This is a genomic window from Bradyrhizobium sp. ISRA430 (genome assembly GCF_029909975.1).
Lineage (GTDB): Bacteria > Pseudomonadota > Alphaproteobacteria > Rhizobiales > Xanthobacteraceae > Bradyrhizobium.
The window spans coordinates 2,134,177-2,155,677 of the sequence record NZ_CP094516.1; the positions used below are offsets into that span (position 1 = coordinate 2,134,177).

The 21,501-nt window shown below is 64.1% G+C and carries 21 protein-coding genes and 1 pseudogene; 8 read left to right on the top strand and 14 right to left on the bottom strand.

The features are described from left to right. The first annotated feature begins 246 nt into the window (after positions 1-246). The gene (locus tag MTX21_RS10620) at positions 247-1,338 is read left to right on the top strand and encodes a PAS domain-containing protein (protein WP_280964750.1); all 1,092 of its coding nucleotides are present in this window, start codon (positions 247-249) and stop codon (positions 1,336-1,338) included. A 104-nt stretch (positions 1,339-1,442) separates the two neighbouring features. Then, positions 1,443-1,823 (top strand): hypothetical protein, encoded by a 381-nt coding sequence (locus tag MTX21_RS10625; RefSeq protein ID WP_280964751.1) that lies wholly within the window; start codon positions 1,443-1,445, stop codon positions 1,821-1,823. A 52-nt stretch (positions 1,824-1,875) separates the two neighbouring features. On the opposite strand, the gene MTX21_RS10630 is transcribed toward MTX21_RS10625, so the two are convergent. Next, positions 1,876-2,139 (bottom strand): hypothetical protein, encoded by a 264-nt coding sequence (locus tag MTX21_RS10630; RefSeq protein ID WP_280964752.1) that lies wholly within the window; start codon positions 2,137-2,139, stop codon positions 1,876-1,878. A gap of 326 nt (positions 2,140-2,465) precedes the next feature. Between MTX21_RS10630 and MTX21_RS10635 the strand changes: the two genes are divergently transcribed. After that, positions 2,466-2,780 carry a hypothetical protein gene (locus MTX21_RS10635; RefSeq protein ID WP_280964753.1) on the top strand — a complete coding sequence of 105 codons (315 nt, stop codon included), beginning with the start codon at positions 2,466-2,468 and terminating at the stop codon, positions 2,778-2,780. Between the two features lie 114 nt (positions 2,781-2,894). Here the strand turns inward: MTX21_RS10635 and MTX21_RS10640 are convergent, their stop codons facing one another. Genes MTX21_RS10640 through MTX21_RS10670 form a run of 7 tightly spaced genes read right to left on the bottom strand, consistent with a single transcriptional unit; the run spans position 2,895 to position 10,057 of the window. Next, a complete protein-coding gene (locus MTX21_RS10640; protein WP_280964754.1) occupies positions 2,895-3,932 on the bottom strand; it encodes a tagatose 1,6-diphosphate aldolase in 1,038 nt (345 codons plus the stop codon). Beyond that, positions 3,929-4,876 carry a sugar kinase gene (locus tag MTX21_RS10645; protein ID WP_280964755.1) on the bottom strand — a complete coding sequence of 316 codons (948 nt, stop codon included), beginning with the start codon at positions 4,874-4,876 and terminating at the stop codon, positions 3,929-3,931. Before MTX21_RS10645 ends, MTX21_RS10640 begins: the two co-directional genes overlap by 4 nt. Positions 4,877-4,884: 8 nt before the next feature. Next, positions 4,885-5,958 (bottom strand): sn-glycerol-3-phosphate ABC transporter ATP-binding protein UgpC, encoded by a 1,074-nt coding sequence (gene ugpC / locus MTX21_RS10650; RefSeq protein ID WP_280964756.1) that lies wholly within the window; start codon positions 5,956-5,958, stop codon positions 4,885-4,887. A 5-nt stretch (positions 5,959-5,963) separates the two neighbouring features. After that, positions 5,964-6,968: an alcohol dehydrogenase catalytic domain-containing protein gene (locus MTX21_RS10655; protein ID WP_280964757.1), complete on the bottom strand. Its 1,005-nt coding sequence runs from the start codon at positions 6,966-6,968 to the stop codon at positions 5,964-5,966. 7 nt (positions 6,969-6,975) lie between these two features. Further along, a complete protein-coding gene (locus MTX21_RS10660; RefSeq protein WP_280964758.1) occupies positions 6,976-7,803 on the bottom strand; it encodes a carbohydrate ABC transporter permease in 828 nt (275 codons plus the stop codon). A 4-nt stretch (positions 7,804-7,807) separates the two neighbouring features. Then, entirely contained in the window at positions 7,808-8,695 is an 888-nt protein-coding gene (locus MTX21_RS10665; RefSeq protein WP_280964759.1) for a sugar ABC transporter permease, read from the bottom strand. A gap of 60 nt (positions 8,696-8,755) precedes the next feature. Beyond that, entirely contained in the window at positions 8,756-10,057 is a 1,302-nt protein-coding gene (locus MTX21_RS10670) for a sugar ABC transporter substrate-binding protein (protein ID WP_280964760.1), read from the bottom strand. Between the two features lie 206 nt (positions 10,058-10,263). Here MTX21_RS10670 and MTX21_RS10675 point away from each other — a divergent pair, with 206 nt between their 5' ends. The 3 genes from MTX21_RS10675 to MTX21_RS10685 are packed head-to-tail and all read left to right on the top strand — an operon-like array spanning position 10,264 to position 12,344. Next, positions 10,264-11,304 carry a LacI family DNA-binding transcriptional regulator gene (locus tag MTX21_RS10675; protein WP_280964761.1) on the top strand — a complete coding sequence of 347 codons (1,041 nt, stop codon included), beginning with the start codon at positions 10,264-10,266 and terminating at the stop codon, positions 11,302-11,304. Between the two features lie 10 nt (positions 11,305-11,314). After that, positions 11,315-12,049 carry an SDR family oxidoreductase gene (locus MTX21_RS10680; protein WP_280964762.1) on the top strand — a complete coding sequence of 245 codons (735 nt, stop codon included), beginning with the start codon at positions 11,315-11,317 and terminating at the stop codon, positions 12,047-12,049. 19 nt (positions 12,050-12,068) lie between these two features. Then, positions 12,069-12,344, top strand: a complete 276-nt coding sequence (locus MTX21_RS10685) for a cupin domain-containing protein (RefSeq protein ID WP_280964763.1) — start codon at positions 12,069-12,071, stop codon at positions 12,342-12,344. Positions 12,345-12,428: 84 nt separating this feature from the next. On the opposite strand, the gene MTX21_RS10690 is transcribed toward MTX21_RS10685, so the two are convergent. Then, positions 12,429-13,463 carry an AraC family transcriptional regulator gene (locus tag MTX21_RS10690; RefSeq protein WP_280964764.1) on the bottom strand — a complete coding sequence of 345 codons (1,035 nt, stop codon included), beginning with the start codon at positions 13,461-13,463 and terminating at the stop codon, positions 12,429-12,431. A 130-nt stretch (positions 13,464-13,593) separates the two neighbouring features. Between MTX21_RS10690 and MTX21_RS10695 the strand changes: the two genes are divergently transcribed. Beyond that, entirely contained in the window at positions 13,594-14,130 is a 537-nt protein-coding gene (locus MTX21_RS10695; RefSeq protein WP_280964765.1) for a carboxymuconolactone decarboxylase family protein, read from the top strand. Positions 14,131-14,171: 41 nt separating this feature from the next. Continuing rightward, positions 14,172-14,678, top strand: coding sequence for a DUF417 family protein (locus tag MTX21_RS10700; protein WP_280964766.1), 507 nt, complete (start codon positions 14,172-14,174; stop codon positions 14,676-14,678). Between the two features lie 71 nt (positions 14,679-14,749). Here the strand turns inward: MTX21_RS10700 and mdlC are convergent. The 5 genes and pseudogenes from mdlC to MTX21_RS10725 all read right to left on the bottom strand — a co-directional run bounded on the left by mdlC (position 14,750) and on the right by MTX21_RS10725 (position 21,494). Continuing rightward, a pseudogene (mdlC, locus tag MTX21_RS10705) lies at positions 14,750-16,355 on the bottom strand (benzoylformate decarboxylase). Positions 16,356-16,395: 40 nt separating this feature from the next. Further along, positions 16,396-17,844 carry an aldehyde dehydrogenase gene (locus MTX21_RS10710; RefSeq protein ID WP_280964767.1) on the bottom strand — a complete coding sequence of 483 codons (1,449 nt, stop codon included), beginning with the start codon at positions 17,842-17,844 and terminating at the stop codon, positions 16,396-16,398. A gap of 27 nt (positions 17,845-17,871) precedes the next feature. Beyond that, positions 17,872-19,197, bottom strand: a complete 1,326-nt coding sequence (locus tag MTX21_RS10715; RefSeq protein ID WP_280964768.1) for an MFS transporter — start codon at positions 19,195-19,197, stop codon at positions 17,872-17,874. A gap of 76 nt (positions 19,198-19,273) precedes the next feature. Beyond that, positions 19,274-20,983: an FAD-dependent oxidoreductase gene (locus tag MTX21_RS10720; protein WP_280964769.1), complete on the bottom strand. Its 1,710-nt coding sequence runs from the start codon at positions 20,981-20,983 to the stop codon at positions 19,274-19,276. A gap of 46 nt (positions 20,984-21,029) precedes the next feature. Then, positions 21,030-21,494: a MarR family transcriptional regulator gene (locus tag MTX21_RS10725; RefSeq protein WP_280964770.1), complete on the bottom strand. Its 465-nt coding sequence runs from the start codon at positions 21,492-21,494 to the stop codon at positions 21,030-21,032. Between the last annotated feature and the right edge of the window lie 7 nt (positions 21,495-21,501).

The window sequence follows — 21,501 nt, forward strand, 5'->3', positions numbered from 1 at the left end:
CCAAAGGCTATCGTGCGCGTTTGCATTGAGGCAATAGTAGTACCTCGATTTTGTTCGCTCAAAACGATGCGCTTCGCTCAACTTGAGCCAACGCATCGCAACGTCGCGGCATTAATTCCCTATCAGACAGCATTTAAATACCTTCATGCTTCGAACCCGATACAGCAATGCGCATCTCGGCGTCACCGCGATTCGGCCTCTGCGTGTGCTCGTCGGCCACGCAGATATCAACTCTTGCGCGTCCGCATGAGCAAGCCGGAGTATCTCGGCTCCATGCCGCGGCTGTTGCTGGATGGCATTTCGATCGGCGCCGTGCTGCTCGATGCCGCGTCAGGCCGGATCGCGTATGCGAACAATGCTGCGCGACGGGCTCTGGCGTACGATGCGGAAGAGCTCCATCAGCTCACCCTGCACAATCTGCTGCATCCCGCGCACCGTGACGCGTGGTTTGCCAACTTGCGCCGCGTCGTGAATCGCACGACCGATCCGTGCCGCTTCGAGGCCCTTTACTTGGCGAAGAACGGCCACTTCGTGCGAATGAAAACCGTGCAGTCCGGCGTCGCGAATGATGACGGCACGGTCAAGTGGATCGGCTGCCTGCTCGAGCAAGTGCCTGCGGCGCATGACGAGGCCGCCTCGGATCTTGCGGGCGTGACGATCTGGCGGTGGAGCGTGCCGGGACGGCCCGACGGACTGGGCGCATATCGCGTGCTCGCAGGACCGCCTCCGGCCTCCTCTGAGGCCACATTCGATATGCTGACCGAAGCCGTCCATCCCGACGATCTCGATCAGGCGCAAGGACTGCTCAGACGAGGGCTCAGCGGCGCAGCGGGCATGCTGGCTTACCGAGAACTCGCCAGCGATGGCGATGTGCGCTGGACCCGACAGACGGTGAACCCGGTTGGCGACGACCGAGGACAGGTGACGCATCTGATCGGAATAGATGTCGACATCACCGAGCGAAGGGAGCGCAGCAGGACGTCCGAGAAGATGCTGCACTTCATCCAGCATCTGCAAACCCAGTGGGACAAACCCCTTGTCATCGCCGACGTCGCCCGCCAGCACGGCGTCAGCTTACGCGCCGTACAGAAGCATTTTGCATTGCGGGGGACCTCGGTCGCCGAATTCCTGAAGCGCATCCGCCTGGTGCACGCCTACGACATGCTGGCGGCGGCCGGCTCGCGAACAACAGTGACCAAGGTCTGTGCGAAATGCGGCTTTGGCAATCTCGGCCATTTTGCCCGCGACTACCGCAGCGAGTTCGGCGAGCTGCCCTCGGATACCCTGCTACGGGGCAGGATGCGGCGCCCTGACCTGTCGCGTGACGGCAACAGGTGAAGGCCAAGTGCGACCTCCCGGCGTCGCGGCAACGCCGCCGTTTGACGCTGTTGGCGATTTTTGCTCTCTTAGCGTGTGATTTCAAAATGTCTTTGGGGGCGGCGATGCGCAATTTAACGGCCAAATGTCTCACAGCGGCGGTTCTTTTCGGAGCCGGACTGGCTGGCAATCCCGGCGGGGCCGTCGCGGCCGACATGGCCTTGAAGGCTTCGCCCGGCGCGGTCGGCAGTTGCTCGGAGCTCGTCTTCACCTGCGAGAACGGCAGGCAGTATCCCCTGTGTCCGATCGCCGTATCGATCGAAGGCGAGGTCGTTACGGCCTCGCTACATACCGGCCGCTCCGGCGGCGTGCATGTGCGCCTGGTCCCGATGGGGGTTGGATATCGCTATGCCGGTCCGGGCGTTTGGGTCGACGGTTTCCGCGGCAATGCCTTGCTCAACTTCGGCAAGCACAGCCAGATCGCCTGCACGATCGAGAACTACTGATCGACTGGCCCAAGCGGCGCCTCCGCGAGGCGCCGCGCATCCGCTCCGCTCGCTAGCCTTTGGTGCGAACGACGATCGCCCTCGCGCGAGGGTACATGTAAGCCTTGGGACGGACGTAAACCGGGCAGTAGTCGTCCCACTGGTATTGCTGCCAATTCCACTTCCAGCAGCCGTTCGCGATCTCGGGCTCGGGCTCGGGATACCAGTTCAGCCGGTACGGCTCATCACCAAAGGGGTATGGACCGCCCAGAGCGCTGGCGGAAGATGCATACATGCAGGCGGCGGCAGCAATCGCAATAAGGCATGACTTATACATGACTTTCTCCGAATGTGCCGGCATAGTGTCAAATCGCTACATCCATATCAAGTTCGGAAAACCCCAGCCAAAGTCGCGATCTCATTCTTCCGCAGCGCGCCAATGTAGCTGCGTCTGCCCAACGATCACTATTCTTAAGACCAAGATCTTCCTAAGACCGAGACGTTCCTAAGAACCAAGACTTGGGCGTGTCGCACGCCCCGAATACGGACCGGATTATTCGGACCGAACTTGCTGACGGACCTCGGCACCAATTGCGAGAGCCGCTCGGATCATTGCAACCGAAGTCATTCAGTCACCAGTCACCACGACACAAGTCTTGCTTCATGAAACAAACCATCTCCCTCAACGCGAAGCTTCGGTGGCCGGACGTCAAGGACCATTACGTCGTCATTTACGAGGGGCATGTGATCGGCAGCGTGTATCGTTCCGGAGACAGTTGGTCCTGGTCGATAAGCGTCCCGATGGCCTTGCCTGATTGGTCGGCCGGAAATGCTCCTACTCTGCGCGACGGCATCAAGGTACTTGGCAGCGCCTGGACCCGCATATTGAGTTCGACGAGCACCGAGCGCCTGCAGCGGGCGTGGGACCTCGAGAGAGCTGCCGAGCTTCGGAGCAAGGATTCCGGCTCCAACAAATAACGAACGGACCGGGTTCTCCGCATTGAAGCGCCAGAACCTCGGTCCCTCTCGTCAGGGCTTCGAAGGCTCGAGCCGGACCATCGAATTTGCGCCCGATGAGGCCGGGCGTGTGTCTCAATAGGCGCGCGCGAAGTCGCCTTCCTGCTTGATGTCGGTGAACACCGGAAAGCGTGCCTTCCACGGGCTTGCCTTGGCCGTCGTCAGATCGTTGAGCCGCTCGAGCACGGCAAGGCCGTCCTTGCGCAGGCTCGCGGCGACTGCCGCGCGGTCGGGGAAGTTCTTCAGCACGGCGTCGAGCCAGATCGTACGGCCCGCAAGGAATCCGCCCGCGCCCGCGGCATAGGCGAAGTCGAGCACGCGTTCGAATTTTTCCGGTGCAGCACCACCCGACAGCAGCACCCACGGGATGCTTCGTTCGCGACAGATATCGCCGATCGCATCGAATTCCTTCTGCGCGGCTTTCGCCTCCGCGCTGCCGTCGCGGGCCGGCAGGCTGTTGGCCGCAAGCGGGCTCTCCAGTTTCAGAAGATCGACGCCGTACTCCGGCTTGGCAAACTCACGCACGCTCTCGATGACGAGACCGGGAAGCTTGCCGGGCGATTCCACGTAGTCCGCGGTGTGATTGGCACTGCCGAGGAACGGATAGACCAACAACTCCAGGACATAAGGAATGTCGTGCCGGGCACAATCCTGTCCGATCTCGCGGACAAAGCGCTTCTGATGCTCGTTCACCACGGGGTCCGCATCCGGCCGGTACCAGGCCAGAACCTTGACGGCGTCGCCGCCCATGGCGCGGATCTTCTCGACGTTCCAATTGCTGATCGCCCGTGACTTGCGTCCGCCGGAGGTTTCGTCGACGCGGTGCTCCTCGAGCGTCATGATGAGACCGCAGCGCGGCGGCAAGAGATCGATCGCCGCGGGCACCGCGAAGTTCGGATCGAACAGCATCGAGCTGCAGTGCGGGGCGAGGTTCTCCACGAGGAGACGCTTCGCGGCCGTGACGTCGGAGTATTCGACCTTGTCCCGTGCAATCCCCCTCGCCCTCGCGATGGCGTCGAACAGTGGCGGCCGCTGATCCAGCGCGACCATGCGGAAGTGACCATCCGCGTCAGCCAGACGCGCCAGGCCGCGGTTCTTTCCAATCGTTCTCATGGCTTCGTCCTCATGAATGCAAGACACTCGTTGATGGTAGGGATTCCGTTGCGGCCGCCTGCGTGGCGGCATTTCATCGCTGCCGCCGCGGCCGAAAACGCCATCGCCTCGCGCACGTCGAGGCCGACGCCGATCGCAAGCGCGTAGGCGCCGTGGAAGACGTCGCCCGCGCCCGTGGTGTCAACGACATCGACGGCAAAGGCGGCTTGCCGATGCAGACGGCCATTCTCGTACCAGCTCACGCCGTCCTCTCCTCGCGTCACCGCGATGACGCGGCAATTGAAGCGCGCGAGCGCGGCCAGCGAGTCATCCCCCGCCGACCCGGCGAAGGGCGTGAGCGCGGGCTCGGAGAAGATCGCGTGGTCGGTCAGCGGCAGCAACCGCTCGAACACCTCGGCATCGGCCACGTCGCCGTCGAGCACCGTCGGAATGGCCCGGGCGCGCGCTTCGCGAAACAAGGTTGCGGCTCCCTCCGCCCAGCGCGGATCGGCCAGCACGCAAGAAGCGCGGGCGACCACCTCCCGCGGCAGCCAATCCGCAGCTTCCGGATAGAGACCACGGAAATTGACGATCTGCCGTTCGCCGGACCTGTCGACGATGATCCCGGAGACTGACGAACGGCCATCGACAAACAGCCGGAAGTTCTCGACATCGACGCCTTCAGCGACAAAAGCCGACCGCATCTCCTGCCCGGCCGCATCATTCCCCGCCCGCCCCCAGAACGCGACCGACGCGCCGAGCCGCGCAACCGCGACGGCAGCATTGGCGGCCATGCCGCCACCGAGCGTCGCATAGTCGAGGCTCTTGATCTTCTCGCTTCCACCGGCAAAGAGCCGATCGACACGCCAGATCTGGTCGAGCGCGGACAGCCCGAGGCAAATGACCTGAACGCGACGCGTCTTGGACGCGACGTCCGCCAGCGCCGACAGATTTGCAATGTTCACTGGCGAGCTCACCGCAGAACCTGCCCGTTGGCTGCGTCGAACAGGTGCGTCTTGCCCGGTTGCGAACGAAGGCTGAGCCGATCTCCGACCTTCGGCCGCAGCGCCGGATCGATCCGCGCGATGGCCGACACGCCGGCGAGATCGAAATGGATCAGCGTATCCGAGCCGAGCGGCTCGACCAGCTTGACCGTCACGGCGATGCCGTCGGCCATATCGGTGGTAACGGCAAAATGTTCAGGACGAATGCCGAGCACGGCGCTGCCGGCTTGCCGCAGCCGGTCTGCGGCCGCGCCATCCAACGGCAGCACCGTTCCGCCTTGCGAAAGGATCGCGCGCTCCTGTTGCCATTCGACCGGAAAGAAGTTCATCGCCGGAGACCCGATGAAGCCGGCCACGAACTGGTTTGCCGGCCGCTCGTAGACTGTCTCCGGAGTGTCGTATTGCTGGATCGTACCGCTCTGCAGGACCACGATCCGGTCGGCCATGGTCATGGCCTCGATCTGGTCGTGGGTCACGAACACCATCGTGGTCTTGAGCTCCTGCGACAGCGCCTTGATCTCGGCCCGCACCTGCCCGCGCAGCTTCGCATCGAGGTTAGACAGCGGCTCGTCGAACAGAAACGCCTTCGGATTGCGCACGATCGCGCGTCCCATCGCGACGCGCTGGCGCTGGCCGCCGGACAATTCCTTCGGCTTGCGGTCCAGGTAAGGCTCGATGTGCAGCAGCGCCGCCGCACGCTTGACCCGGGCATCGATCTCCGCCTTCGGCGTTCCCCGCAGCTCCAGCGCAAACGACATGTTGTCATAAACGCGCATATGCGGATAGAGCGCGTAATCCTGGAACACCATGGCGATGTCGCGCTGCGCGGCCTGCACGCCGTTGACGCGCTTGTCGCCGATGTAGAGATCTCCGGACGTGATCGGCTCGAGGCCTGCGATGATGCGCAGCAGGGTCGACTTGCCGCAGCCGGACGGGCCGACGAAGACAACGAATTCATGGTCCGCGATCTCCAGGTTGAGATCCGGGATCACGGTGAAATTGCCGTAGCGCTTGACGAGGTTGCGGATCGAGATCGAGGCCATGATCGCTAGTCCAGCGCCAATACCGGCTTGATCAGCTCGCCTCTGGCGAAACGCGCGAAATTCTCCGGCAGGGCCGACAGGCCGAACTCGCCATCGACGAGCACGCGATACTCGTCCTTGTATTGCCGCAACAACGCGATGTTCGGCTCGAAATCGGAGACCGGGAAGTAGAAGGTGCGGATCATGTAGAAGTCCTTGCGGCGGAACACCTTGCCCTCCTCGATGGTCCAGGGCGCCGCATTCTCGCCAACCAGCACCAGCGCGCCGCGCGGCAATACGAGCTCGATGCCGAGATTGCGGGCCGCATGCGCGCCGGAGCATTCCATGATCAGGGCGAAGCGCTCCGACGCATCGCCGACAGGATGCGCCTTGGCGCCGAAGGACTGCGCGATCCTCAGCCGCGTCGCATTCGGATCGGCAACGTGGACGTCGTCATAACCAAGGCTGCGGAGCGCCAGGACGACCCCCAGTCCGACCGGGCCCGCGCCCATCACCAGCACCGGCCCCGCATCGCTCGGCGCCACCACGCGGCTGACAAACCGCACGGCATGACCCGACGTGCCGATCACGTCGAGCAGGAGCGGCGCGAGACTATCCTCGATGTCGTCGGGCACCGGCAGCAGGCAGTTCTCCGGCACCGGCACATATTCGGCATAGCCCCCCGGCCTGTTCCAGCCGATCAGGCTCGACACCTCCAGGCACATCTGCGTATCGCCGCGCTTGCAGGCCGCACAGTGATCGCAGTGCAGCGGGATGTAGACGGCGCAGCGGCGGCCATGCAGGCGGTGACCGGGCTGCTCGACGACCCCGAAGATCTCGTGGCCTGCGGTGAACTCGGCGCCCTTGTGCCAGAGCTTGAAATCCGAACCGCACAGCGCGGTGCGCGAGACCCGCACCAGCACCTCACCTGCCAGGACGTCGGGCATCGCCACGCGCTCGATGGTGATGCGCTCGTGGCCGTGAAAGATCGCCGCCTGCATGATCGAATTCGGACGTGGTGATACGTTCATCAGATGCCTAGCCTTTCACCGCACCGAGCGTCAGCCCGGACACCAGCCAGCGCTGAACGAGAGCCGCCAGCACGAGCGGCGGCAATGCGATCAGCGTTGCCGCGGCCATGAGCGCGCCCCACTGCGTCGAGCCTTCGCCGATAAAATTGAAAGCCGCCGCAATCAGCGTCTTGCTGTCGCCGTTGGAGAGCACCAGCGCAAACAGGAAGTAGTTCCACGAAAATACGAAGGCGAGGATCGCCGAGACGGCGATGCCGGAGGCCACCAGCGGCAGCGCGATCCGCCAGAGAATGCGCGTGACGCTGCATCCGTCGACCTGCGCCGCCTCGAACACGCTGCGCGGGATGCCGTCGAACGACGGCAGCAGGACCCAGATCACGATCGGCAAGGTGATGACGGCGTGACTGAGGATGAGCGCCGTATAGGAACCGATCATGCCGATCTGCCGGAACATCACGTACCACGGCAGCAGGAACAGCGTGCCCGGTGCCATGCGCGCCGCAAGCGTCAGGATCGCCGGCCACGAGATCCGCGTCCAGGAAACGGCAAAGGCGGCAGGAATTCCGAATAGCAGCCCGAGTGCGGTCGAACCGACCGTCACGATGAGGCTGTTGAGAGCGTAGCTCAGGAACGGCGTCGTCTTCGTGAGCTCGACGTAGTTGTCCAGCGTGGGCGTGAAGACCAGCGTCGGCGGATAAGCCGTCACCTCGAAGGACGGCTTGAGGGAGGACAGCACCATCCAGACCGTGGGCGCCATGATGATTACGCCGGCGAGCACGAGCTGCAGCAGGTTGAGCCAGCGTATCCAGCGGTCGGTGGCGGCTGCGTCCGTCATGACATCACCACGCGACCGCGCCGCGCAGGCGGTTGCAGGCGAGCACCGCGCCGAACACGATCGCGGTCAGCGTCAGCATCAAGGCGCTGGCATAGCCGATGTTGAAGAATTCGAAGCCGACCCGGAAGCCGTAGATGTTGAGCGTGTTCGACGCGTTGCCGGGGCCGCCCTGGGTCGTGATGTAGATGATGTCGAAGAAGCGCAGGAGATCGACGCTGCGGAGTATGGCTGCGGTGACGATGGTCGGCAGCAGCAGCGGCAGCGTGATGCGCTGGAAGGTCTTGAACGCAGATGCGCCGTCGATCTGTGCGGCCTCGTAGACGCTGGGCGGCAAGGACTGCAAGCCGCCGAGGACAATCAGTGCGACATAGGGCGTCCACTGCCAGCTATCGATCAGCGCGACGGTCGGAACCACCCATGTCGGCGAGGCCAGCCAGTCCGACGGCGGCAGGCCGAACGACTGGAGGATATAGTTGGCCGCGCCCAGCGACGGGTCGAGGATCACGAGCCACATCATGCCGGCCACCACCGGCGGCATCATGAACGGTGAAATGAACAGCGAGCGCACGATGCCCGGCAGGCGTTTGGCGTGGAACAGGACCAGCGCCAACCAGACGCCGAACACGAGTTGCAGCGTCAGCGAGAGCACATAGAGCGCGATGGTAACCCAGAGCCCATGCCAGAACTCGTTGTCGGACACCAGCTTGGCGTAGTTCGCCAGGCCTACGAAGGATTGCTTGCCGGTCGATGAAAAGCTCTGGAAAGCGAGCCACACCGTATAGATCACCGGAAATGCGATCATCGCCACGGTGAAGACCACCGCCGGCGCCGAGAGCGCCGACAGTTCCAGCCTTTGCCGGTCCTGCGTCAATGTCGCAGCCGTGTCCGACATGCCTGCATTCCCTGATCCGTTGAGGCGCCGGCCGCATGAAGCAGACGGCGTTCTGTGCCGTTACTTCTGCGCAATCAGCGCGTCGAGTGCCTTGTCCGCGTCCGCGCAGGCCTGGTCGACGGTCTTCTGCTTCAGGATCAAGTCCTGCACGGCCTGACCGATGAATTCGCGCGACTCCGGGTTGGCGACGATGGGATAGCCGACCTCGGACGAGCCCTTGGTTGCGAGCACGTCGAGTGCCGCCTGCCACTCTTTCCGCACCGGCTCCTCGTCGATCCACTTGCGATACTCGGGATCGTTGGCGACCGACGGCCGCGGCGGTGCGATCCCCTGCAGCGCCATCTTCTTCTGCACCTCGGGGCTGGTCGCCCACTGCACGAAGTACCACGCCGCATCCGGCTGCTTGCTGTGCGAGGACACCGCCATGCCCCAACCGATCGTGGTCGGCACCTGGCCGGCCTCGCCCGCCGGGAACGGCAGCAGGCCGGTATCCTTGAGGCGCGCGCCGCCGTCCATCACGGTGCGCAATTCGTTGGACGATTCAAACGCCATCGCGGCGCGGCCGCTGCGATAGAGCGCGGAAATCTGCTGGAAGCTGTAGTTGACAACACCGGGCGGTCCGAAATCGCGCAGCAGGCGACTATAGGTATCGAGCGCCTCCTTGCCCTTGGCCGAGCAGAGGTTCGACTTGGCATTTGCGATGTAGCTGCCGCCGATATTGTGCAGCATGTTGCTGAAGGTGTAGGCAACCGCCGGCTTCAGGCCGCGCGACACGAACGGCGTGAGCGCGCTGTCGCATGTCTTGATCTTCTCCGCGGCTGCCTCGACATCCTTGATGGTCTTCGGCCGCTCGATGCCGCACTTCTTGAAGATGTCGGTACGGTAGTAGAAGATCGGCCCTTCGATGTTCATCGGCATGCTGGTCAGCTTGCCGCCGAAGGTCGCGGCCTTCAGCAGGGCCTTGCTCAAGCCGGCCGGGTCGTACTCCTTGGCAACTTCGTTCTTGGCCATCGCCGTGAGATCGGCATACCAGCCGGCAGCGGCAAACTGCTCGCCCTCGCGCGAGGGCAGCGTCATGAACGCGTCGACCTCGTCGCTATGCGCGTTCATCACCGTGACCAGGCGCTGGCGCATCTGCTGTTCCTGATAGCCGTCGACCTTCAGGGTCATACCGGTCAGCTTTTCGAAATCGGCCTTGTAGGTCAGGAGCGCCTGCGACACCGGATTGTTGTTGGCGAGAAAGGTGACGGTCTTGCCCTGAAACTTCTTCCAGTCGAAATCGGCCCCGTGCGCCTGCGCGCTAAGTGCGGCAACCGCAAGAACCGGCAACGCGAGGCGCGTCGCGAACATCCTGGCCTTCATCGAACTCTCCTCCCGGCTGGCCGCCTTAAGCTGACGGCACCTTTAATTGACGGCAGCTTTTTGCTGACGGCACTTTCTGAAAACGGTTACATCCTAAGCATCGGATCCGCCCTGTCAAGCGATGGACAAGCGACACGATATGCGGCAGATTCGCGACAAAATCGCTTGCCAGGCGGGTTCGCCAACCGGTATGTAACGTTACATTCATGACCGTGCCGATTGCCAGATCCGAGAAGCAGGGCATCCGCGCCGTTGCGGCCCGCGCCGGCGTGTCCACGGCGTCGGTCTCGCGCGCACTCAACAATCCCGACGCGGTGAGCCCGTCCTTGCGCGCGCGCATCGCGCAGGCAATCGAAGCCGTCGGGTACATCCCGCATGCGCCGGCTCGCATCCTGTCGTCGCGACGGTCGCGTACGCTCGGCGCGATCGTGCCCACGATCGACAACACCATGTTCGCGCGCGGCATCGCCTCACTGCAAAGATATCTATCCTCGGTGGGATACATGTTGTTCCTCACCACGAGCGGATACGATCTGGACATCGAGCTGCAGCAGGCGCGCAATCTGATCGGCCGCGGCGTGGACGGCCTGGTGCTTCGCGGCGACTGCCATCACGACGGGCTGCGCAAGCTGCTCGCGGACAATGCGGTGCCCTTCATCAACGTCGGCATCTATCAGCCCGACCGGCCCTACCCTTGCGTTGGAACGAACAACGAAGCCGCGGCCCATCGCGCGGCCGCACATGTCATCGAGCTCGGTCACCGACGGATCGGAATCGTCTCTGCTCTCCAGCGCAACAACGACCGTGCCAGCGCGCGTGTCGCCGGTTTTCGCCGCGCGCTTGCGGAGAACGGACTTGAACTCCCTCCGGAATGGCATGTCGAGGTGCCCTATACCTTGGACGACGCGCGCGAGGCGGCCCGCCATCTCCTGAACCTCCGCGATCGCCCGACGGCCGTGGTCTGCGGCAACGACGTCATCGCCTATGGCGTGCTGCTCGAGGCGGAGCGTAGCGGCTTTTCGGTGCCGCGTGATCTGTCGGTCGTCGGCTTCGACGATCTCGACTGGAGCCGCCATTTGCGACCGAGCCTCACCACGATTCATGTCCCAACCGACGAGACCTGGCAGCGCGCCGGAGAATACCTGGTGCGAAGCCTCGCGGGCGAGCAGACCATTATGCATCGCGAGATCGACTTTTCGCTGGTGGTCCGGGAATCGACGGCTTCGCCTCCCACAATCCTGAAGTGAGATCCACGCGATGAGTTCCAGCTTTTCCCTCGCCCCCGGCTTTCATGTCATCGTGATCGGCGGCGCCGGCGATATCGGTGCTGCGATCAGCAACCAGTTCTGCGATCTCGGGGCGACGGTGACCGCCACGGGCGTCAACGACGCCGATCTCGCGCGCTCCACGCTCAAGCCGCGCGCTGGACTTACCCTCGCGACTCTCGATGTCACGAGCGATGAAGCCGTCGCGTCATTCGCCCGGCAACATCAGCGCGTCGACGCGCTGATCAATTGCGCCGGCATTCTGGCGCGCGACAAGGAATACGAGATCGAGACCTTCATGAGGGTGCTCGATGTCAATCTCACGGGTACGTTCCGGACCTGCATGGCATTCCGCCCACTGCTGGCGGACAGCAAAGGGGCAATCGTCAATATCGCCTCGATGAATGCGACCCTGGCCCTGCCCCGGATTCCCGCGTACTGCGCCAGCAAGGGCGGCGTCGTGATGCTGACCAAGGCGCTGGCCCTTGCCTGGGCCGAGGATGGCATCCGCGTCAACGCAGTTGCACCCGGCTACATCGAGACCGCGATCAATGCCGCGGGCCGCACCGATCGCGCGCACTATCAACGTATCGCCGACCGCACCGCGTTCAAACGTTGGGGACAACCGGAAGACATTGCCGGTGCGGTCGCCTTCCTCTGCATGCCGGCCTCACAATACGCGACCGGAACGGTGGTCGCGGTGGATGGCGGGTTTCTCGCGGGGTAGCAGCCGCCCCGCAGCTTCTTTGCAATGGCTCGCATCGAACACCGAAGGGCGGGCACGGACATTCGATTACCGTGCAGGTGATGTCGGCTACGTCCCGATGTCGATGAGCCATTTCATCGAGAACACTGGCAACGAGCCATTGCGCTTCCTCGAGCTGTTCAAGGCGCCGCGCTTCGTCGATGTCTCGCTCGCGCAATGGATGGCGCTGACTCCACCCGAGCTCGTCGCGGCGCATCTGAACATCGAGCGCGCCGTGCTTGAGCAATTGCGCAAGGCGAAGCAGCCGGTCGTGTAGACCTTTGTCCGCGCTGGACGCGCACGCCTCGGCAGAGCAGCGAGGAACGATGTGACCGGACCGGGATCACCGGACACGAACACTCTACTTCGCAGACGTCACATTGGATGTACGACCTCCCCGTTCCGAAGCGGATTCAGCCGTGCTCTCGCGATCGGTCACCGCGGGGCTTGCGAACACGTCGCGGCCGGGGGGCTCCTGTGTCTTTCGCCACTGCGCCGGCGTGACACCCATATGGCTCTTGAAAGCGCGCTGGAATGCCGCCTCGGATTGATATCCGACCGCTTCGCCAACCGCTCCGGTCGAGATCGACGATGTCCTCAATTGGTTCGCGGCGAGGATCATACGGATGTCGGTCAGGAGACCACTCGGCGAGCGTCCGAGCTTCTCCTGAAATAGACGGGCGAGTGTCGCGCGCGACATGTTGCAGAGGCGCGCCAGCGCGGGCAGCGTCCACGCGCGTGCCGGCTCGTTGAACAAGGCGGCGACAGCCGGCGCCAGGCGGGGGTGGCCTGCAAGCGCAAGGAGCCCCCGTGGCGCGCCTCCGGTCTCGCTGGCGAGCCGCAGCACAAGCGCGAACATCGCCGTCGATAGCGCGTTCAGCATCGCAAGCCCGCCCAATTGGTCTTTCGCCGTCTCGCCGCGCATCAGGGCAACGAGGCCTGCGACCTGCCCCGCGCTGCCCCGCTGTCCGGCGTGAGCGCCGGCATTCACGATGAGGATCGGCGGCAGATAACTGCGCAGCAACCGATCGTGCGGCGGAGCGATCGCGAAATGTCCGCATAAGAGATCGAGGCGCTCGTCCGAGCCGGGATTTTCGCTGATCGTGAAGTTGAGAGCCGCGCGATTGCGGGCCTTGAGCGGCGCGGCCCCGCTGCCGTCATGCATGACGTGTCGTGGATTGCCGGGAAGCAGGAGGATGTCGCCGGTCTTCAGCAGCAGCGGCCGCCCTCCCGCTGGATTTTCCAGCATCGCAGAGCCGGCAAGCACTGCATGGTACGGGATTTCGTTCACCTCCCCAGGCCCCTGCTCGATTCGCCAGGGCGCGCCGTAGGCGCAGCGCAGGTCCAGACGACCGCGCACCGGCATCATTTCGAACAGCCGGCTAAGCCAATCCATCGCGCACCTCCTCCTCCTGCTGCTTGAGACGATTGAGCATGTATCAGAGCCATATCGGCATTAAAAGTCTCGTATCGGGACCCTACTGTCACTCCGTGATCGTTCACCACCTCAACCACGGAGTGCCACCATGTCTCGTCTTTCTGTCCCGAACCTCGAAGCCGATGCCGGTCCGTCCGGTCAGGTCTATGCCCAGATCAAGAAGACCGTCGGCAGCGTGCCGAACACGTTTGCAGCCATCGCCGCCCATGGCCCCGCTGCACTCAAGGCAATCCTCGCCGCCGATACGGTGCTCGCCTCCGGCAGCCTGACCAGGCCCGACAAGGAGCTTATCAAGCTCGTCATCAGCGAAGCCGCCGGCTGTGACTATTGTGTCGCCGCCCACAGCTACCTCGCCAAGCTCGCCGGCGTGAAGCCGGATGTGCTCAAGCAGATCCGCGAAGGCGAACTCACCGGCGATGCCAAGCGCGATGCGCTGGTCGGCTTCGTCCGCAAGCTCGCGCGCACCAGCGGCACCGTCAGCGACGAGGACTTCGCCGTGATTAAGGCCGCCGGCTATAGCGACGCGCAGCTCGTCGAGATCAGCCTCGCCTTTGCGACCACGGTGTTCACCAACGTCTTCAACCGCATCAACGACACCGAGATCGACTTCCCGGCCGTCGCGTAACGCGACTGCGCCTCGTCGATCATCCCAAAGGGATCACGACCATGACCACGCTTTTCAACACCGCAACAAACCCTCTCGTCCGCATGCTGCACAGGTCCGGCCTGCTCGCTGAGGACCTCGACTACCAGGTCGTCCGCGCCGCGATGGTGATCATGTTCTTCTTCTTCGGTTACCAGAAGTGGTTTCCTTACGAATTCGAACGACTGGTCCCGTTCATCAGCAACGGTCCGCTGATCTGGTGGCTCTATCCCGTGTTCGGCCATGCAGGCGCCAGCTATTTCCTCGGCGTCTCGGAATGGACATTCGGCTCGCTGCTGCTCGCGGGCTTCTGGAGCAAGCGGCTCGGCGTACTCGGCGCCCTGGGCTCGACCGGCACCTTCATCGCGACGGTTACCATCATTCCGTTCATGCCGGAGGGCTGGGACGTCGCCGCGGGAGGCTTCCCTGCCATGACAGGAAACGTGCCCTTCCTGATGAAGGACGTCGTTCTGCTCGCAGTCTCCCTCTATCTGCTGAGACAGGACGTGGTTCGCCTGACGCGGCAATAGGGTGGCACCTGCTGAGGGCGATACGTCGCCGGCGAGCTTTCCCGCTCGCCGACGATTGCGCGTCTGACGCTCTAGCGAGAGTGGCTGAACAGGTCCGTCGTGGCGTCATCGACTGCGATATCGACCAGCGCGGGACCGCTTGACGCCAACGCTTCGGTCAGAATGCGATCGAGGTCGCCGACATCAGTCACGCGCCGGCCTGGGCAACCGAGCCCCTTGGCGAGCGACACGAAGTCGAGCCCGGGCAAGTCGATCCCAGGCGGGCGATGTGCCTGCATGAGCTGGCTGAAGGCGCGCATCGCGCCATAGCCGGAATTGTTCATGATCACGAAGGTGATCGGCAACTTACGTTGCGCCGCGGTCCAGATTGCCTGCACGCAATACATCGCCGATCCGTCGCCGATCAGGCCCACGATGCGATGGTCCGGCCGCGCCAGCGCCACGCCGATGGACGCCGGCAGGCTGTAACCAAGCCCACCGCTCGCCATGGTGTAGAAGCTGTCCGCTCCCGGTCTCGGCAGAAACTGTTGAATGGCAGGACGATGCGACGGCGCCTCCTCCACCACGATCGCATCGCGCGGCATCAACTCCGATAGCCGGCTCAGCGCATAGGCGGGTGGAATCGGATTCGTCGCTGTGGGAATCACGGGCCGTGGGCGCGCGGCGGGCGCATCGCGCTGCGCGATCTCAGGCAGCGCCGACAGTAGCGCAGTGAGCGCCTTGGGGAGCGTGCTGATGATGGCGTCGCCGACAGCGGCGGATGCGGCCTCGGTCGGATCGTCGGTGATCTGCCATACCGGCGTTCCGTCGTCGAGCAGTTCGCATTGCCCCTCGACATGGAAGGTGAACACGGGCGCCCCGACCACGACGATCAGATCGGCCCCACGCAAGGCAAGGGCGAGCCCTCCTGGCACAGCCGGAAGGAAGCCCGCGAATTGCGGATGCAGTTCCGGAAAGCTCGACCGGCTCGACATCGGGCTTGCCCAGACGGGCGCCCTCACCCGTTCGGCCACCGCGACCATCGCCTCGACGCAGCCGTTGCGATCGACCTCGGGCCCGACCACGAATGCAGGCCTCTTTGCCGCTGCGATCGCCGCACCGAGCCGAATGATCGCAGCCGGATCCGGCGCAAACTCCATCGCGATATGGCGGACCGGCGGAAGCGACGCAGGACGCCCAATCATCCGACGGCACCGACACGAATGTCGGGCCGCGCGGATGCTGCATGGCGGTGAGGAAGGCTTGCGCGATGGCCGCGGGGACATCCTCAGGCCGCGCAGGCTCCGAACTCCATTTCACATAAGGCTTTGGAAACTGTTCGGCGTCCTCGGCGAAGAGGTAGGGCCGCATCCGCAGCAGGCTGCGCGCCTGCTGCCCCGCCGTGACGACCATCGGCGTCTTGTTGCGGAACGCCGTGAAGAGATTGCCGAGCGCATGGCCGAGTCCCGCGGCCGAATGCAGGTTGACGAAGGCGGGGCGTCCGGTCGCCTGCGCATAACCATCCGCCATGCCGACGACGCAGCCTTCCTGCAGACCGAGCACGTAGTCGATGTCGTCCGGCCAATCGTGCAGGAAGGCAAGCTCGGTCGAGCCCGGATTGCCGAAGACACGATCGACGCCGAAGGACCGAAGCACACCGAGGGTCGCTTCCCGAACCGTCAAAACTTTCGAATTCATGGACTGTCTTCCTGGCATGCTTCGTCGTGTCGTGGTGCGATCAGAAGGGATAATGCTGGGGCTGCGTCTCGATGGTGATCCAGCGCAGGTCGGTGAATTCAGCGATCCCGGCCTGGCCGCCGAAGCGGCCGTAGCCCGATCCCTTCATGCCGCCGAACGGCATTTGCGCCTCGTCATGCACCGTCGGTCCGTTGACATGGCAAATGCCGCTTTCGATGCGCTGCGCCACCGTGAGCGCACGCGCAACGTCCTTGCCGAACACGGCCGCCGAGAGGCCGTACTCGGTGTCATTGGCGAGCCGGACCGCATCATCCACGCCGCGCGCGCGGATCACCGAGACGACGGGGCCGAAACTCTCTTCGGTGTAGATGCGCATGCCGGGCACGACGCGGTCGAGCACCGTTGCCGGGACGACCGTGCCGGCGCGCTCGCCGCCCGCGAGCTTGACGGCGCCCTTGCCGGTCGCATCGTCGATCAGCGCAACCACGTGCTTGGCCGGCGCCTCGTCGATCATCGAGCCGACGACGACCGGACCGGAGCGCGGGTCACCCGCCGGAAGCGCGCTGGCCTTCTTGGCAAGCTTCTCGACGAACTGATCGGCCACGAGTTCATCGACGATCACGCGCTCCGTCGACATGCAAACCTGGCCCTGGTTGATGAAGGCGCCGAACACCACGGCCGCGACTGCGGCATCGAGATCGGCATCATCGAGCACAACGAGGGGCGCCTTGCCGCCGAGCTCGAGCAGCACGGGTTTGAGATGCCGGCCGGCGAGTTCGGCGATCACGCGGCCGACGCGGGTCGAGCCGGTGAAGTTGATCCGCCTGACGGCAGGATTGGCGATCAGACGTTCGACCACGGCGGGTGCATCGGCTGGCGCATTGGTCACGACGTTCACAACACCAGGCGGGAAGCCGGCATCCCTGAACACCTCTCCGATCAGTCGGTGGGTTCCGGGACAGATTTCGGAGGCCTTGAGCACTACCGTGTTGCCGCAGGCGAGCGGCGTTGCCACCGCGCGAACGCCGAGAATAATCGGCGCATTCCACGGTGCTATGCCAAGGCATACGCCGGCAGGCTGACGAACCGACATCGCAAGGCATCCCGGCTTGTCCGACGGGATCACTTCACCGGCAATCTGCGTGGTAAGCGATGCCGCCTCGCGCAGCATGCCGGTCGCGAGCTTCACGTTGAAGGCCGACCACACTTCCGTGGTGCCGATCTCGGCCATCATGATCTGGATGAACGCGTCACGCTTGGCCTCGAGCGCATCGGCTGCCTTCAGCAGCAGAGCGCGCCTCGCATTCGGGCCGAGCGCCGACCATTGCGCCAGCGCGGCGGAAGCCGCCGCCACCGCGGCGTCGGCATCGGAAGCCGTCGCGCCGGCCGCCCGGCTTGCAAGCTCTTGCGACAGCGGATTGCGCCGTTCGAACACCTTGCCGGTGGAAGCGGCCTGATCCTGCCCGTTGATCAGAAGACTGACGTCCATGAGAACCTCCCTTTTGTTGGCGCGGGCCTAGCCGAGCAGCCGCGATTTGCTGGTTTCGCGCGCAAAGCCGAGCGCGATCATCGCCGCGAGCGCGAGCGCGATGTAATATCCGGTGATCGCATAGGTCGTGCCCGTTTGCGCAAACAGGCTGGTGGCGACGAGCGGCGCCATACCGCCGCCGAGCACCGTTCCGAGCTGCTTTCCGATCGACACGCCGGTGAAGCGGATACGGGTCGGAAACAGTTCCGGGAAATAGCTGCCTTCGGTGCTGAACATCAGCGGATGGATCACGCCGGCGGCCAGGATCAGCGCCGCCGTCACCAGCAGCGTATTGCGGCTCGCGACCACGCCGTAGAATGCAAACATCGAGGTGGTTGCGAGCGCGACACCGGCGAGGAACAAGCGTTTCCGTCCGATCCGGTCGGACCACGCGCCGATGAGCGGCATGGCAATCAGGCCAACGAGGTTTGCGAACAGCACGGCCTGCGTGATCACATCCTTTTGGACGCCGAGCTGGCGCGTGGCGAAGGAAATGGTGAAGATGGCCGTGAGGTAGAAATAGGATGTCTGCGCCATCTCGGCGAAGAACACGATGAGGATCGGTCGCCAGTGTCCCCTCACCGCCTCGACGGCGGGCACGGCTTCAACTTCCCCCGCCTTGCGGAACGTCGCGCTCTCCTCGATGCGCAAGCGCATGTAGACGCCGAGCGCAACGAGCACCGCACTGATCAGGAACGGAACGCGCCAGCCCCAAGACAGCAGGTCCGCCTCCGGCAGCCGCGAGATCGCGAGCGCGGCAGAAGATGCGAGCACGACGCCGACGGGCCCCGCGGCCTGGATCACGGCGGCCGAGAAGCCGCGCTGGTGGCCGGGAGCCGTTTCGATCGCCATGAGGATCGCCGCGGTCGACTCGCCGCCGAGGGCAAAGCCCTGAAGGAAGCGCAACACGACGAGCGCGATGGTCGCGATCAGACCCGCGCTGGCGTAGGTCGGCAATAGTCCGATCGACATGGTCGCTAGTCCCATCATGAGCAGCGTGCACAACAGGACGGATTTGCGACCCAAGCGGTCACCGAAATGGCCGAACACGATCCCGCCGAGCGGACGCGCCAGGAATCCGACGGCGAACGTCGCGAAGACCGCGATGGTCGCCGTGAGCTGATCGAACTTCGGGAAGAAAAGCTGGTCGAACACCAGCGGCGCGATCAGGCCGTAGATGAAGAAATCGTACCATTCGATCGCGGTACCGATGGTGCCGGCGATCAGAATGCGCCGCCGGCTGCTTGCCGTCTGCTCGGCGCCGATAGCGGCGGCCGCATGATCGTCGTAGTCCTCGAGCGTCCTTGTCGTCAATTTGTCCTCCTCCGGTATCATTGTCGTTTTGTTGTTATTGCTGCGCGCCGCAGGTGGGTGCGGCGGCGGGTATCGATCAGCTTGCCAGACGCGCGCCCTCGCTCGCGCCGTGCCCAAGCGCGCGGGCAAGGACGCGCCCGATCATCCCGGCCTGTGATACGGTGCCGCGCCAGGCCACGATCTGGTCAGGACGTATGAGTGCGAGATCCGCCTCGTAGAGATCGCGCAAGGATCTCGGCAGCGTGACGAGTTTCACGTCGACACCAAGCGCGCGGACAGCCTCGGCGAACGGAGTGTGAGCGAGCACGACCTCCCCAAACTGAAGCAGCGTCCATTCGAACCCGAACAGGTCGTACAGGGACACGCCGTCCTCCAGCCACGCATGCGGCGCGCGGCCGCCGGGACAGGCGCTCGGGACATAGACATTTGCAGCGTCGGGCGGCGGCTGGCTGCCGTCGGAGACAATGACCGGCGAGCCGTCGTAACGTCCGCCGAAGGTAACGCCGGGGATGTTGAACTCGGCGCGGGCGTGCCGCTCGAGATAGATACCTGCCTTACGCCGCGCCTCGTCGCCTGCTTCCGTGGCGTCTTCGATCTCCGGCGCGGGCGCAAACAGACCGAGCGAGTCGGCGAAGCGGCGCGCATAATCGGTGTTGCGGAGTGCCACCGGACGCCGCTCCACCTCGTAGCTGTCGAGCAGCGCAGCCGGGCTCACGCCCTTGACGATGCTTGCGAGCTTCCAGCCGAGATTGACCGCGTCCTCGATCGCGGTGTTGTAGCCGAGCCCACCGGTTGGCGTGAACAGGTGCGCCGCGTCACCGCCGAGGAAGACCCTACCCCGCTGCATTCCGGTCGCGACCAGCGCGTGACCTGCGGTCCAGGTCAGGAACGAGAGCACGTCGCAATCGATCGGCGCGCCGCAGGCACGCTGGAACGCGGCCCTGGCCTCGTTGACGGCGATCGCACTCTCGTCTTCGTCGGGTCGGAGCTGCGTATGGAACGCGAATTCGTCGCGACCGTTCACGGACGCCATGAAGGCACGACGATCGCCATTGAAGCAGTTGTACATCCACGCCTTGGCGTGCGGGATGTTCGCGTAGAAATCAGGTGAACGGAGATAGACCGCCAGCATCCGCCCGCCCATGAAATCGCGCTGCGTTCCCGTCTCGCCGCCATAGACGATCCCGAGCGATTGCCGGACCATCGAGCGCGGCCCGTCGGCGCCGACCAGGAAATCGGCATGGAGCTGAAAGCGGCGACCATCATCGAGACATTCGATGTCGCCGACGATGCCCTCATCGCTCTCGGTGTAGCTGACCAGCCGATGACCGTAGTTGAGCTTTATTCCAGGGAGCCGTTCGGCATGCCGGCGCAGCACCGCCTCGACATATTTCTGCGAGACGCGATGCGGCAGTTCGGCGGCGCTCCAGGAGCCGGACATGCCCTTGATGAGCTCGCTCGCGCGTGACGATGACGGCAACGAAAACCGCGCCAGCTCATAGCCGGCATAACGGGTGAAGTACGCGACATCGGTCGGATAATCGGCAGGCAAGCCTTCTCGTCTGATCTCGTCGGCAAATCCCAGCCGCCGATAGTGCTCCATCGAGCGGGCCTGCGTCGCATTGGCCTGCGGATTGAACGCCGTCCCCGGCTTTTCATCGACCAAGATCGCGGACACGCCGCGGCGGCCAAGCTCGTTGACCAGCATCAGCCCGCATGGGCCCCCGCCTACGATGAGCACCGAGGCCGTCAGACGTATCTCCAAGACGCTTCTCCCTACCAGCATTATCCTGCATGGTAAGGTCGCCTGACGATATCGTCAAGTAGCCTGACTAATCTGCGTCGAGCGTATCGAACTTCGCGCCATAGACGGCGAGGCCCTTCAGGATCGCGTCCATCGTGGCCTTGCCGAGTTCGGCGCGCATTTCCTGTTCGGCAATGTCGACCGCATCGCGAAACGCATCTAACCATTTGATCCCGGCCGGCGTGAACATGACGATACGGGCGCGCCGATCTGTCGGATCGGCAATGCGATCGACGAGGCCGAGCTCGGCGCATTGATCGACCAGCTCACCCATCGCCTGCTTGCTCATGGATGCGCGGCGGGCAAGCTCGGTGAGCCTCGTCCCCTCCACATCGAGATTGCGGGTCAGGCTGACATGCGCGATGCGCGTTTCGTCGTGCCCCCTGTCGCTCATCAATTCGAGCACGCGACCTTCGAAACGTCGCACTGCGTTATTGAGCAGGCGACCGATATTGGCATGTCGCCACGCGGTGCCGGATGTCCTGGCTTTCAAATGGATG